General features: G+C 59.0%; 12 protein-coding genes and 1 pseudogene. 5 read left to right on the forward strand and 8 right to left on the reverse strand.

Going from position 1 to position 14027, the window contains the following annotated elements; genetic code table 11:
• Positions 1 to 58: 58 nt before the first annotated feature.
• The 5 genes and pseudogenes from arsH to PSH78_RS13010 all read right to left on the reverse strand — a co-directional run.
• On the reverse strand, positions 59 to 772 hold the full coding sequence (gene arsH, locus PSH78_RS12990) for an arsenical resistance protein ArsH (RefSeq protein ID WP_305501028.1): 714 nt from the start codon (positions 770 to 772) through the stop codon (positions 59 to 61).
• A gap of 47 nt (positions 773 to 819) precedes the next feature.
• On the reverse strand, positions 820 to 1290 hold the full coding sequence (locus PSH78_RS12995) for an arsenate reductase ArsC (protein WP_305501029.1): 471 nt from the start codon (positions 1288 to 1290) through the stop codon (positions 820 to 822).
• Positions 1291 to 1306: 16 nt separating this feature from the next.
• The gene (locus PSH78_RS13000; RefSeq protein ID WP_305501031.1) at positions 1307 to 2590 is read right to left on the reverse strand and encodes an arsenic transporter; all 1284 of its coding nucleotides are present in this window, start codon (positions 2588 to 2590) and stop codon (positions 1307 to 1309) included.
• A gap of 25 nt (positions 2591 to 2615) precedes the next feature.
• A complete protein-coding gene (locus tag PSH78_RS13005; RefSeq protein ID WP_305501033.1) occupies positions 2616 to 2972 on the reverse strand; it encodes a metalloregulator ArsR/SmtB family transcription factor in 357 nt (118 codons plus the stop codon).
• Positions 2969 to 3073 (reverse strand): annotated as a pseudogene (locus PSH78_RS13010) (arsenate reductase ArsC); the annotation flags it as partial. The gene PSH78_RS13005 and the pseudogene PSH78_RS13010, both read right to left, overlap by 4 nt.
• Before the next feature lie 377 nt (positions 3074 to 3450).
• Between PSH78_RS13010 and PSH78_RS13015 the strand changes: the two are divergent.
• On the forward strand, positions 3451 to 4701 hold the full coding sequence (locus tag PSH78_RS13015; protein WP_305501035.1) for an MFS transporter: 1251 nt from the start codon (positions 3451 to 3453) through the stop codon (positions 4699 to 4701).
• 51 nt (positions 4702 to 4752) lie between these two features.
• Here PSH78_RS13015 and PSH78_RS13020 read toward each other — a convergent pair whose 3' ends face one another.
• Both PSH78_RS13020 and PSH78_RS13025 read right to left on the reverse strand, forming a co-directional pair.
• Positions 4753 to 6606, reverse strand: a complete 1854-nt coding sequence (locus PSH78_RS13020) for an ABC transporter ATP-binding protein (RefSeq protein WP_305501037.1) — start codon at positions 6604 to 6606, stop codon at positions 4753 to 4755.
• Positions 6607 to 6854: 248 nt separating this feature from the next.
• Positions 6855 to 8861 (reverse strand): M10 family metallopeptidase C-terminal domain-containing protein, encoded by a 2007-nt coding sequence (locus tag PSH78_RS13025; RefSeq protein ID WP_305501039.1) that lies wholly within the window; start codon positions 8859 to 8861, stop codon positions 6855 to 6857.
• 306 nt (positions 8862 to 9167) lie between these two features.
• Here PSH78_RS13025 and PSH78_RS13030 point away from each other — a divergent pair, with 306 nt between their 5' ends.
• Positions 9168 to 10340: a zinc-dependent alcohol dehydrogenase gene (locus tag PSH78_RS13030; protein ID WP_305501041.1), complete on the forward strand. Its 1173-nt coding sequence runs from the start codon at positions 9168 to 9170 to the stop codon at positions 10338 to 10340.
• Between the two features lie 14 nt (positions 10341 to 10354).
• Here PSH78_RS13030 and PSH78_RS13035 read toward each other — a convergent pair whose 3' ends face one another.
• Entirely contained in the window at positions 10355 to 11560 is a 1206-nt protein-coding gene (locus PSH78_RS13035) for an MFS transporter (protein ID WP_305501042.1), read from the reverse strand.
• Between the two features lie 113 nt (positions 11561 to 11673).
• Between PSH78_RS13035 and PSH78_RS13040 the strand changes: the two genes are divergently transcribed.
• The 3 genes from PSH78_RS13040 to PSH78_RS13050 all read left to right on the forward strand — a co-directional run bounded on the left by PSH78_RS13040 (position 11674) and on the right by PSH78_RS13050 (position 13959).
• Positions 11674 to 12324 carry a TetR/AcrR family transcriptional regulator gene (locus tag PSH78_RS13040; RefSeq protein WP_305501044.1) on the forward strand — a complete coding sequence of 217 codons (651 nt, stop codon included), beginning with the start codon at positions 11674 to 11676 and terminating at the stop codon, positions 12322 to 12324.
• Positions 12325 to 12360: 36 nt separating this feature from the next.
• Positions 12361 to 12963, forward strand: coding sequence for a TetR/AcrR family transcriptional regulator (locus tag PSH78_RS13045; RefSeq protein WP_305501046.1), 603 nt, complete (start codon positions 12361 to 12363; stop codon positions 12961 to 12963).
• Between the two features lie 312 nt (positions 12964 to 13275).
• Positions 13276 to 13959, forward strand: a complete 684-nt coding sequence (locus tag PSH78_RS13050; RefSeq protein ID WP_305501047.1) for a type 1 glutamine amidotransferase domain-containing protein — start codon at positions 13276 to 13278, stop codon at positions 13957 to 13959.
• The last annotated feature ends 68 nt before the right edge of the window (positions 13960 to 14027 follow it).

A 14027-nucleotide genomic window follows, 5' to 3' on the forward strand; every position in this document is an offset into this window, starting at 1 on the left:
CCGCATTCGAGGTTGTGGGGGATCGGAATGTGGCTCATGTCGCTTCCTGGTACTGACGTTAGATAGAACGCTGGTTGACGCGTTTGGACAATTCTCCGGCAGACTCTTTGCGCTCGGAGTAGCGATCAACCAGGTAGCTCTGGCGATCCCGCAAGAGCAGCGTGAACTTCATCAGCTCTTCCATCACGTCCACCAGACGGTCGTAGTACGAAGACGGCTTCATTCGACCGGCCTCATCGAACTCTGTGAATGCCTTGGCTACGGAAGATTGGTTTGGGATAGTGAACATCCGCATCCACCGACCAAGCACACGCAGCTGATTGACCACATTGAACGATTGCGAGCCGCCGCAGACCTGCATCACAGCGAGGGTCTTTCCTTGCGTAGGTCGCACGGCACCAATCGCCAGCGGAACCCAGTCGATCTGGGCCTTGAAAACTGCGCTCATGGATCCGTGCCGCTCAGGCGAGCACCACACCTGACCTTCAGACCATTGCATGAGTTCGCGTAACTCCGCGACCTTGGGGTGTGTGTCCGGAGCATCGTCCGGCAGCGGCAAACCCGAAGGGTCGAAGATTTTAGTTTCGGCGCCAAACTCCTCCAGCAAGCAGGCTGCTTCCTGAGTCACCAACCGGCTGAAAGAGCGCTCTCGCGTCGATCCATACAAGAGCAAAATTCGAGGTTTATGGACTGACGGCGTATGCGGCTCCAGTCGCTCCCGCGAAGGAGTGTCGATCAGGTCGGCGTGTATGTTCGGCAATGTGTCGTGCATATGAACTCCTACAATGGCGCTAGGTTGGGCACCGCTTCGGTTGATCTTTAAAGCGAACCTATGCGATTCAGTTCAGCTTTCAGCTGCTCAGCGTTAATAGTCTTCAGCGGCAGCGCAAGAAATGCGTTTACGCGCTCCCGGATTTTGGCGAGGGTTGTTTCGAACGCTGCGGTAACCTCGGCTTCCGACCCGGTTGTTTCGGACGGATCGGCCAAGCCCCAATGTGCCTTCAAGGCTGGGCCGAAAAAGATGGGGCATGCTTCTCCGGCAGCACGATCGCAGACGGTAATCACGATATCTGGGGGCGAGCCTTCAAAAGCGTCCGAAGCCTTGCTGCTTAAGCCCGCAGTGGAGATGCCTGCCGCTTCCAGTGTCTGCAATGCCCGCTGGTTTACTCGACCGCTGGGGAAGCTTCCCGAGCTGACCGCTTCTACGCCTTCAGGCGCCAAGTGATTGAACAACGCCTCAGACAGGATGCTGCGGCAGCTGTTGTGGGTGCACATGAACAAGACTTTCATCATAGGACTCCTTGATTTAGAAACTGAGGCGCAGTGCCAAGGCGCATAGGGTGGCGACGAGGATGGGCAAGGTCAGTACGATCCCGGTCTTGAAGTAGTACCCCCAGCTGATCTTGATGTCCTTCTTGGCCAGCACATGCAGCCACAACAGCGTGGCCAGGCTACCAATCGGAGTGATCTTCGGGCCCAAGTCGCAGCCAATGATGTTGGCGTACACCATGGCTTGCTGGACGACGCCATCAACTTCGGCGGCATGAATGGACAAGGCGGCAACCAGAACGGTAGGCATATTGTTCATGATTGAAGACAGCAATGCCGTTAGCAGCCCTGTACCCAGAGACGCGCCCCAGACGCCGTAGCCGGCGAATACGTTCAGAACCTGGGCAATATGGTCTGTCAGACCGGCGTTCTTCAGACCATAGACGACCAGATACATACCCAGGGAAAAAATCACCACTTGCCATGGGGCCTCTTTGAGCACCTTGCTTGTGTTGATGGCGTGACCACGAGCCGCGATGACGTAGAGGATAAATGCACAAGCCGCTGCAATGGCGCTGATTGGTACACCCAGCGGCTCAAGGACAAAGAAGCTGATCAGGAGTACTACCAGCACCCACCAGCCGGCTACAAAAGTGGCCCGGTCGTGGATCGCCGCGACAGGATTATCCAGTTGGTTGAGGTCGTAGGTTTTGGGGAGATCTTTGCGAAAAAACCATAACAACATCGCCAATGTCACCGCCACGCTGACGATGTTTACCGGCACCATGATCGAAGCATATTCGTTGAAGCCGATATTGAAGTAGTCGGCAGAAACGATATTGACCAGGTTGGAAACCACCAGTGGCAAGCTCGCCGTGTCGGCGATAAATCCAGCTGCCATGACAAATGCCAACGTAGCAGCGGGAGAAAAACGCAGCGCCAGCAACATAGCGACCACAATGGGGGTGAGGATCAATGCCGCTCCGTCATTGGCAAACAATGCCGAAACAGCTGCGCCCAGCAAGACGATAAATGCAAACAACTTACGAGTGCTTCCGGCTCCCCACCGGGCTACATGCAACGCAGCCCACTTGAAAAAGCCCGCTTCATCAAGCAGCAGACTGATGATGATGACCGCGATGAACGTCCCGGTGGCATTCCAGACGATGCGCCAAACCTCTGGTATGTCGGCAAGGGTAACGACGCCTGCCAGCAGCGCCACGATGGCACCCAACATCGCGCTCCAACCTACCCCGAGCCCCCTGGGTTGCCAAATGACAAGCACGATGGTGGCGATAAATATCAATACAGCGATCAGCATTTCATTAATCCGTTTGGGGCGTGAATCAGCTGCGCACAGCCTGATTGATCGGTCGGTCGTTCATACTGCACAGGCGTTTAGCCTCGGTTTCCAGCCATTGCTTATTAGCGTTTACCACTTCCTTCAGAACTGCGGTCACCCATGTAGGCAAATCGGGATTCAGGCGGTAGTACACCCACTGACCTTGGCGACGATCCATCAACAGACCAGCAGAGCGCAGCAGGGCCAAATGACGGGAAATCTTCGGCTGGCTCAGGTCGAGTGCTGCCGTCAGCTCGCATACACACAGTTCACCTTCACTTACGACAAGTAGAGAAATTTTCGCTCGGGTGTCATCCGCCAAGCACTTGAACAAGGTGGTGGGGTTCATGGGTTCTGTCATAGATCCTCCAGGTGTTTGGTCTTAACCAAAACTAAGAGCTTGATACGCTCGTGGATGTCGTAGAACGTATGGCAGAAGACATCAGGATCGTCGCTGCTCAACGCATATGGTAATTCGAATATATACTTTGGCGAATATCCGGTAAAGCGAATGTGATTTCTTTGTTTCGGCTTGCGCCGTAACAGCCCACGCGGGCGTCATAAAAGAGATAACCGGTAGAAAGAGAAATGACGATCCAGCACCGGACATAGCTGGCGATCGATGGCAACGCTTTCGCGATGCGCTGGAAGCTGCTGACTATCCAGCAGAAGATATTGACCTTCCAGTCCGCGTTTTTTTTCAGTTCGCACTACTATAGGACGGCCGCACTCGCCGGATCTGGATCTGCCCTCCCTGCAACTAATCCTCAAATGCACCGGTCTCTACCCTCGCCGAGGTTGAGTCAATTTCGCCGAACCTCACATCGAAAAGACTCCCCGTGACCACCCACCTGGATCGCCGCAACAACCTGTCGCTCGACAGCCTCAACTTCTTTCTCGCCGACGTGCGCGACGGTCTCGGGCCGTATCTGGCGATCTACCTGCTCGCGGTGCATCACTGGGACCCGGCGAGCATCGGCGTGGTGATGACGATTGCTGGTGTCGCGGCCCTGATCACGCAGACGCCCGCTGGAGCGCTGGTTGACAGCAGCCGTGGCAAGCGCGCGTTGATTGTGATTGCCGCGCTGGTCGTGACCGCCAGTTGCCTGGTGTTGCCCTTCGTCTCGTCATTCAGCCTGGTGGCGCTTACGCAGGCCCTGAGTGCGGTGGCGGCCTCGATCTTTGCTCCGGCCATTTCGGCGATTACCTTGGGCATCACCGGTCCTCGCGCTTTCACTCGGCGAACCGGGCGCAACGAGACCTTCAACCATGCCGGCAACGCCTGCGCGGCGTTGCTGGCCGGTTTGTCTGCTTACCTGTTCGGTCCGGTGGCGGTGTTTTACCTGATGGCGATCATGGCGCTGGCAAGCGTGTGTGCCGTGGCGTTCGTCTCGGCTGAAGCCATCGACCATGATCTGGCACGCGGTCTCGAACCTCGAGGCACCCATCACCCTCAGCCTTCCGGGTTTGCCGTGTTGCTCAGCCACCGACCGTTGTTGATGTTTGCGGTTTGCTGCGCGCTGTTCCACCTGGCGAATGCCGCCATGCTGCCGCTGGTGAGCCAAAAACTTGCGCAAGCCAATCTGCACATGGCCACCCCGCTCACTTCCGCCTGCATCGTCGCGGCGCAGCTGGTCATGGTGCCGATGGCGCTGCTGGCTGGCGCCAGAGCCGATCAGTGGGGCCGCAAACCGCTGCTGTTGGCGGGTTTTCTGATCCTGCCGTTGCGCGGTGTGCTCTATACCTTGGCGGATGATCCGTACTGGCTGGTGGCGGTACAGCTGCTCGACGGCGTCGGCGCCGGTCTTTTCGGCGCGTTGTTTCCGGTCATGGTCAAGGATCTCACGCTCGGTTCCGGCCACTTCAACATCAGCTTGGGCGCACTCACTACGGTGTTTGGCCTGGGTGCGGCGTTGAGTAATGGTCTGGCGGGATTTGTGGTTGAAGCGGCGGGATACGATGCGGCATTCCTGACGCTTGCTGGCGTCGCCGGGGCAGCGTTTTTGCTGTTATGGATTGGGGTTCCGGAAACCATGCAGCGTTCTGAAGGCGCTAAAACTGATCGAATCGAGATCAGTCCTGGCGCCTAGCGCCGCAAACAGAAGCCGTCGGCTGTTCCAGTGAACAGCCATCGCCCTCGCCTACTCCACGGCCTCGACCACTCCCTGGTCCTCCCCCAGAAACCCGCCGCTCTGGTGATGCCACAATCGCGCGTAGGTGCCGTTCTTCCCGAGCAATTCGGCGTGGGTGCCTTGTTCGATGATCCGCCCTTCATCCATGACGATGAGCCTGTCCATCGCCGCGATCGTGGACAGCCGATGGGCGATGGCGATCACGGTCTTGCCCTGCATCATTTCATCGAGGCTTTCCTGGATGGCCACTTCGACTTCCGAATCGAGTGCGCTGGTGGCCTCGTCCAGTAACAGGATCGGGGCGTTCTTGAGCATGACCCGGGCAATGGCGATGCGTTGACGCTGGCCACCCGAAAGCTTGATGCCGCGCTCTCCCACCAGGGTGTCGTAACCGCTATGGCCTTGCTTGTCGCTCAGTTGATTGATGAACCCATCGGCCTGGGCGCTGGCTGCGGCATTGCGTATTTCCTCATCGGTGGCGTCGGGGCGGCCGTAGGCAATGTTGTCGCGGATGGACCGGTGCAACAGGGACGTGTCCTGGGTGACCATGCCGATGGCGCTGCGCAGGCTGTCTTGCGTGACCTGCGCGATGTTTTGCCCATCGATTCGAATCTCACCGCTGTCCACGTCATAGAAGCGCAGCAGCAGGTTGATCAGAGTGGATTTGCCGGCACCGGAGCGACCCACCAGGCCGATTTTTTCGCCCGGCCGGATGTTCAGGCTCAGGCCATCGAGCACCTGGCGTTCGCCGTTGTAATTGAAGCTGACATTGTCGAAGGTCACCGCACCACCGGTGGTAACCAGCACGCTGGCGTCCGGCGCATCCTGAACCTTGGGCCCCCGCGTCAAGGTTTCCATGCCGTCCTGCAGAGTGCCGATGTTTTCGAACAGCGAGGTCATTTGCCACATGATCCAGTGCGACATCCCGTTGATACGCAACGCCATGGCGGTGATCGCCGCCACGGCGCCGGTGCCTACTTCGCCTTGGTGCCATAACCACAGGGCGTAACCGCCGGCCCCGAGGATCAAGGCAACCACCAGTGCCTGGTTGACGATCTCGAACTGGCTGACCAGGCGCATCTGGCGAAAGCCGGTTTGCTTGAAGTCTTCCATGGCCGCACGGGCGAAGTGTGCTTCGCGTTTGGAGTGGGAGAACAGCTTCACGGTGGTGATGTTGGTGTAGGCGTCCGAGACCCGCCCGGTCATTGATGACCGCGCGTTGGCCTGCTCCTGCCCCACTTTCTCCAGGCGCGGCACGAAGTAGCGCATGGCCAGGCCGAACAATGCCACCCAGGCGATAAAAGGCAACATCAGCTTCAGGTCAAAGCCGCCGGCCAGGGCGATGATTGCGATGAAATACACGCCGATTCCGGGGACGATCTCGATGAGGGTGAACAGCACCTCGCGCACCGACAGCGCCGTTTGCATCACCTTGGTGGTGACCCGGCCGGAGAACTCATCCGAGAAGAACGAAAGGCTCTGCCGCAGCATCAGCCGATGAAAGTCCCAGCGCAGCCGCAACGGCAGGTTGATCGCCAGTACCTGGTGCTGCACCATCGTGCGCAACGCGACCAGGCCGATGCTGGTCACCAGCATGATGCCGATGCCCCACAGCACTCGACTCTCCTGCCCCGCCGCATCGCCGCCGGCCTGCCAGGTCGAGAGCAGGTCGACGACCTGTCCGAGAAATGAAAACAGCCAGGCTTCATAGATCGACACGCCGGCACTGAGCAGCGCGAAAGCGAGGATGTAGCCGCGGGCGCCCCGCGTGCAGGCCCACAAAAACCGCGCCAGGCCATCTGGTGGCGGTGGGACTTCGTCAGGCGGAAAAGGGTCGAGCCGTTGTTCGAATGCGTGAAGCATGGGGATCTCCAGAACGATCTAACCAGGAGATTCTGGCATTTAAGATTGCTTTGAGGTTTTTTTGATGAGGGCAGGATTATCTGCCGTGGCGTCGGCACTCGTTGCCTTTCGGATGATGCAATCCATTGAGCGCTGTTCCTTGCGTTGGTTCATCTGGATATCGGCGAGAGCGTTTCCGGCCCCGTGGCAGGGGCCGGTTTGTTTTCGGGGAAGTTCAACGGAGGTGGTTCAGCCTGTCGAGGGGAGGATTACCCAAACTGCTCAGGCGCAGCGACCCCCAGAAGCTGCAGCTCGTTAAAAGGCTCATCGCCCGAAGCGAAGATAAAATCATCGTCTCCAAGTTGCGCCACCACATCGCCTTGCAGCGTGATCTCGAACCGACGCCCCTGTTCGTCGGCGCTGTAGCTTTTCAGGAAGGTTCGCTGGCCGTCCTCACTCAGCACGGCCGTCAGCGTCGCGTTGTAGCCGTTCCCTAACTCGGTGAAGCCTAGCGCAGAGACGTCTATCTTGTCGGTATCCGGGTCGAAGTCGACAATCCGGTCCTGGAAATTTCCATCCGCCGTACGGAAGCTGTCCCCCAGGGATCCATAGCGGAACACATCGGCCCCCTCACCTCCTGTCAGCACGTCGCGCCCCGATCCTCCATCAATAACATCGTGCCCAAAGCCGCCAGAGACGACATCGTCGCCGCCGCCGGCGATGAGCACATCGCCCGCCGCCGAGCCCTTCAGCCGATCGGCCGACTCCGTTCCCTGGATCAGCGTGCGACTCAACACCACGTTGGTTTCGTTGAGAACTTGAGAGAGATCGCCGTTGAGTGTCAGTTCGAAACGATGGCCCTGTCCGTCCGCTTCATAGCTTTTCAGATAGGTGCGGGTTCCGCTGTCATTGACAGAGACCGCCAGGGTTCCGTCGAGCCCATTGCCCAGTCCGCCGAAGCCCAAGGAGGACAGGTCGATAAGGTCCTGGCCGGGATCGAAATCAACGATGCGATCGCTCACGGCCTGAGAGTCGGTGCGGTAGCTGTCACCGATGGAGTTGATTCGGAACACATCGGCGCCGGCACCGCCATGGAGAACATCACGCTGCCCTCCTCCGTCGAGCAGGTCGTTGCCGTCATGTCCAGTGAGCAGTTCCGGGACGTAGGAGCCATAAAGAACATCGGCGCCCGCGCTTCCATCAATTTGCGGCAACACACCGGCTAGCGCGCCGAAGGTGGTGTCCAGGGTTCCATCAGGATTCAGCCTGATGATGCTGAAGTCATCATTACCAAAATAATTGCTCTGCCCGGCTACCAGGATTTTACCGTCCGCAAGCACGGTGATGTCCCGGGCCGTATCCCTGCCACCGGTCAGATCGAGTACAGCGATGCCATTGTCGCCAAAGCCTGCGTCGAAGGTTCCATCCTGGTTCAGCCTGATGATCTTGAAGTCGAATCCGGTTCCCTCCTCCTCGTTGTAACCCGCTACCAGTATCTTGCCGTCGGCCTGCACGGTAATCGATTTCGCCATGCCAGCTACTTCAATGTCGGCCGTGCCGTCCGTGCCAAAACCTGTGTCGAGAGACCCGTCAGGATTCAACCGCGCGACCACAAACGCGCCGTTGTAGCCTGGCACGAGGATTTTTCCATCGGCCTGCAGCGTCAGGCCAAAGCCCTCCAATGTGCTGATGCCCGGAATAGTGAACTCCACGGCACTGCCGCCATTGAAACTGGAATCGACCGTTCCGTCGGGGTTGAAGCGATTGACGGAAAAAATCTGATCATAAGAGTCATGATTCGCCACGAGGATCTTGCCGTCAGGCTGTACGGTCGCGCTGGCGGAATCACCCCAAGCTGCCGGAGCGGTGGCCGTTCCATTGACGCCGAAGCTTTGATCCACCGAACCGTCGGTGTTCAGGCGGACCATGACGATGCTCGGCGCCGAAAAATGTGGATAGACGATCAGGTACTTGCCATCGGCCTGTACCGCTGCGCTATAGCCTTCGCCCGGGTAGATGTCGCGAGGCAGCAGGGTTTTACCATCATCGCTGAAAGTGCTGTCGAGCGTGCCGTCGGCGTTAAGACGCAGCAAAGAAGTCCTGTAGCCTTCGTACTCCCACTGGCCAGTTTCCACCCAGGTCATCCCGGCAAGCCAGATCTTGCCGTCCGGCCCCACGGCTATCTTGGCGGTGTCGTTATAACCGTCCAGGTCCACGAAGGTTTTGCCGGTACCGGCACGTAGCGCCGCGCCAACGCTGATGTTTGAGCTGGTCATGCTGAGCCTCACAGTGTCGATGGGATTCCCCGAGAATTTTGCCTTCTACAACGTAGCCGTTTACCTCAGATCCGCCAGCCTGAATGCAATACCCGGACAGCCGTCTCTGCGTATCTGACGCCTTGGCTCGGGCGTGGTTCTCGCGCCTTTCACTTCGTGGCACGCCTCGCCGTTTATCGCGTTCTTGTTCATCCATGGAAACAAGATTTGAACTTGTGGGGTTCTCCTTCGACCGAAAACATCAACAGGTGCGCGACGGAATGACCTGGTGGCTAGCGTACCGATTCACCCCCGGAGGTATATCAAATGAAAGCGTTACGCTGGCATGGAAAAAAAGATATCCGCTGTGATGACCATCTCCCCGACCCGACGATAGAACATCCGCGAGACGCGATTATCAAAGTCACTTCGTGCGCCATTTGCGGCTCGGACCTGCACTTGTATGACGGTTTCATGCCCGGTATGAAGCATGGCGACATCATGGGCCACGAGTTCATGGGCGAAGTGGTGGAAGTCGGTTCGGCCAACAAGAAGTTGAAGATCGGCGATCGCGTGGTGGTCCCCTTCACCATTTGCTGCGGTGAGTGCGATCAATGCCGGCGGGGTAATTTCTCCGTGTGCGAGCGCAGCAACCGCAACAAGGACCTGGCCGACAAGGCCTTCGGTCACACCACGGCGGGCCTGTTTGGCTACACCCACCTGACCGGGGGCTACCCCGGTGGCCAGGCCGAATACGTGCGTGTGCCTTATGCGGACTTCACCCCGGTGGTCATTCCGGACGGCCTGACCGATGAGCAAGTGCTGTTTCTTGGCGACATTTTCCCCACTGGCTGGCAAGCCGCGGTGCAATGCGATATCCAGCCAACCGACACCGTGGCCATCTGGGGCGCCGGCCCGGTAGGCCAGTTCACGGTGCGCAGCGCGGTGATCCTCGGGGCCAGACAGGTGGTATGCATCGACAACGTGCCCGAGCGCCTGGCCATGGCCAAGGCCGGTGGCGCGATCACCATCAATTTCGATGATGAAAGCGTGCTGGACCGCCTGGCCGAGCTGACGGGAGGCAAGGGACCGGAGAAATGCATCGACGCGGTAGGCATGGAGTCCCACGCAACTCGCTCGTTCGACTCCATCTATGATCGGGTCAAGCAAGCGGTAATGCTCGAGTCGGACCGCCCCCACGTGCTGCGGGAAATGATGTACGTCTGCCGCCCCGCCGGCACCTTGTCCATCCCCGGCGTCTATGGCGGCCTGATCGACAAGATTCCGTTCGGCGCCGCCATGAACAAGGGCCTGACCTTCAAGATGGGCCAGACCCATGTGAACCGCTGGACCGATGATCTGCTCCAGCGCATCCAGGAGGGGCAGATCGACCCAAGCTTCGTCATCACTCACACCGTGGGCCTTCAAGACGGCCCGGACATGTACAAGACCTTCCGGGACAAAAAAGACGGCTGCGTGAAGGTGGTGCTGAAGCCTTGAACCCGTTCAGCCAATCAATGCGCGGCTGCGCCCTGACCGGCATATCTTTCACCCTGCGGAAAGCCATGCAGCCGCGCTCGAAACGCAAGCGACAAACTGGCGAGCAGCAACACCAGCAATATCCAGGGAAAAGTGCTGACGCCCCATTGGCCAAGCAGCACTCCGCCCAATAACCCGCCGCCGGCGATTGCGCTGTTCCACACCACCACGTTCATCGACAGCGCAACGTCGGCACCCTCGCCCGCTGCGTCGGCCAAGGCCGTTTGCAGCAGCGTTGCGGCGCCGCCGAAGGTCAGCCCCCAGATAAAAACGCCGAGACAGATCGCTGCGGCGGAAGCTGAAAACATTCCGAGGAAGACCGCCACGGCAGCGAAGGTGGCAAGGCTGACCAACACCGCCGCGCGCAAATGGCGATCGACCAGCCGCCCCGAGATCCAGATGCCAGCCAGCGCCGCGACACCGAAGACCAGCAGGACCAGGTCGACATGCCGGCCCAGCCCTGCGCCGGAGACAAATGGCGCGATGTACGTATAGAGAATGTTGTGGGCCAGCATCCAGGTCAGCACAACGCCGAGCACGGCGCGCACGCCAGGCGTGAACAAGACCTGACGCAAGCCCAGGCGCTGGGAGGAAGATTGACCTGGATAGTCCGGCACTTTGATCAGCACCCAAGCGATCAACACCAGGGTCAATCCGGACATCACACCAAACGACATGCGCCACCCTATCGCCCCGCCAAGCCAGGTTCCCAGGGGCACGCCCAGCGACAACGCGATGGGCGTGCCGACCATCGCTACCGCCAAGGCGCGCCCCTGCAACGCCGGGACGACCATGCGCCGTGCGTAACCGGCGATGAGGCTCCAGGCCAACCCCGCCGAAACACCGGCGAAAAAACGTGCGATCAGGGTCAGCCAGTAAACGGAAGACAGCGCGGTGATGGAGTTGAAAACCAGGAAACCGATCACGGTGAGAAGCAGCACCGTCCTGCGGCGCCAGGTTTGGGTAGCGATGGTCAGCGGGATGGCTGCCAGTAGTGAGCCGAGCGCATACACCGTCACCATCTGCCCGGCCAGGGAGGGTGATACGCTCAGGCCATCGCCAATCTCAGGCAGCAGACCTGCCGGCAGCGTCTCCGTCACGATGCAGATGAATCCGGTCATTGCCAGCGCCAGCAGTGCTCCATAGGGCAGCTTTGCGCCCTGTTGTTCGTTGGTAACCATTCGATGCTCCCTGAGTTATATATCGATCGGTATAAATACTAGGGAGGCGTTGCTCCGCTGGTCAACCACTTTTGTATCGATTAGTATTTATGTAACTCGAGAGGAGTATTTTCATGGCTCAGATGGGACGGCCGCGCACGTTTGACCGTGACGTGGCAATCACGCAGGCACTGCATCTGTTTTGGGAGCACGGCTACGATGCGACGTCGCTCAGCCAGCTCAAGGCCAACATCGGTGGCGGCATCACCGCACCGAGCTTTTATGCAGCGTTCGGCTCCAAGCAAGCGTTGTTCAACGAAGTGATGGAACGCTACCTGACTACCCATGGCAGGGTGATGGAGAGCCTGTTCGATTCCACCCTGCCCCCCAGGGAGGCAATCGAACGCACGCTGCGTCGCTCGGCGAAAATGCAATGCGAGACAGACCATCCCAAAGGCTGCCTGGTGTCACTGGGTTATCTGAGTGCCTGCTCGGAAGAAAGCAAAGCCATCTCCCGGCCGCTTGCTGAGGCAAGAACCGCCAACCGTGCCGGAATCAAGGCCTGTATAGAACGCGCTATCGCCGCCGGAGAACTGCCGGCAACAGTGGCCTCGGAGGCCCTGGCCGCGGTATTCGACAGTTTCCTGTTGGGCCTGTCGGTATTGGCGCGCGACGGCGCCTCCCTTGAGACCCTGGACGCCGCGGTTACGCAGGTCATGACGGTCTGGGACGCGCAACGCATGGGCAGTCCGATGGCGGCAAACGATCAAGCGGATGAGCAATAGTAGACTGATCGTCTAGTAGAGAATAAGATCGACCCCATGAGCAGCCCAAAGACCCGCGAAACCTCCGACGTCCGCCAGGAAATCCTTGATGTAGGCCAACGAATCATGGCCGCCAAAGGCTATTCCGCCGTGGGCCTGAATGAAATCCTGGCCACTGCGGGTGTGCCAAAAGGATCTTTCTACCACTACTTTGGCTCAAAAGATGCCTTCGGCGAGGCATTGCTTGAAAGCTATTTCGCGAGCTATCTGGCGGAGCTGGACGAGGTTCTCGCCCTGCCTGGCCTGACGATGGCTCAGCGTCTGATGAAGTACTGGGACATCTGGCAACAGACTCAATCGTTCCAGGATTGCCAGGGCAAATGCCTGGCGGTGAAGCTGGGCGTGGAAGTCGCCGATCTTTCAGAGGCGATGCGCGCGGTGCTCAAGCGCGGCACAGCGGGTATCACCGACCGCCTGGCCGTGGCGATCGAGACCGGAATCGCCGAAGGCTCGCTGGAGTCCGTTGCCGAGCCTCATGCGGTCGCGCAAAGTCTCTATCAGCTGTGGGTCGGCGCCAGTGTCATGGTCAAGATCACCAAGAGTGTCCAGCCTTTCGAGACGGCGATGGCGACGACTCGCCAGATTCTCAGCCTTACCTGATCGATACCGCTGCCTCCTGGATCAAAATCTGCCTATCCCTACTCTCCTGAAGCTTGCCCTACGCAGCTTTCGCCTGCCTGCACCCTCCTCCAAAAAAACCGTGATGCGAAAAAACAAAAAATATTACTAGACGACTGGTCTAATTTGAAATTAAGGTAGCCACACGTTCTACGCATCGCCAAGCAGCAGCTCGAGAAAGCCACCCTCCCAGAGGTTTGGGCGACGCCTTTTGCAGCTTGTTTTTTTGCCCGACGTCTAGACGACTGGTCTATTCAAACTAGCGCAGCACAACTCTCAAACAGGAAAACCGCAATGAAAGTTCTCATGGTACTGACCTCGCACGACACTCTCGGCAACACCGGCCGCAAGACCGGCTTCTGGCTCGAAGAGCTGGCGGCGCCCTACTACGCCTTCCTCGACGCCAAGGCCGAGATCGTTCTGGCTTCGCCTGAGGGTGGGCAGCCACCGCTTGATCCGAAGAGTAACGAGCCGTCCTTTCAGACTGACCTGACCCGGCGTTTCGAAGCCGACCCCGAAGCGACCGCCTTGCTTGCCGGCACCGTGCGCCTGGACAGCGTCTCGCCAGACGATTTCGATGCGGTTTTCTACCCAGGCGGCCACGGCCCGCTGTGGGACCTGGCCGAAGACCCGGTCTCGATCCGCTTGATCGAGTCTTTCCAGGCCGCCGGCAAGCCGGTTGCCTTGGTGTGCCACGCGCCTGGCGTGCTGCGCCACGTGAAAAAGCCTGACGGTACTCCGCTGGTGCAGGGCAAAAAAGTTGCCGGTTTCACCAATACCGAAGAAGCCGCGGTAGGCCTGACCGATGTCGTGCCGTTCCTGGTCGAGGACATGCTCAAGGCCAACGGCGGCCTGTATTCGAAAGGCGCTGACTGGTCCTCCTACGTGGTGCGTGACGGTCTGCTGATCACCGGTCAGAACCCGGGTTCGTCAAGCGAAGCCGCGAAGGTTCTCATCGATCTGCTGAACCAGGCTTGAGCCTGTCGCCGCGGGAGACGTCGCAGGTCTCCCGCCCTTATCGCGCCGATAGTTCGGCACCAAGGGAT

Source organism: Pseudomonas sp. FP198 (assembly GCF_030687895.1).
Lineage (GTDB): Bacteria > Pseudomonadota > Gammaproteobacteria > Pseudomonadales > Pseudomonadaceae > Aquipseudomonas.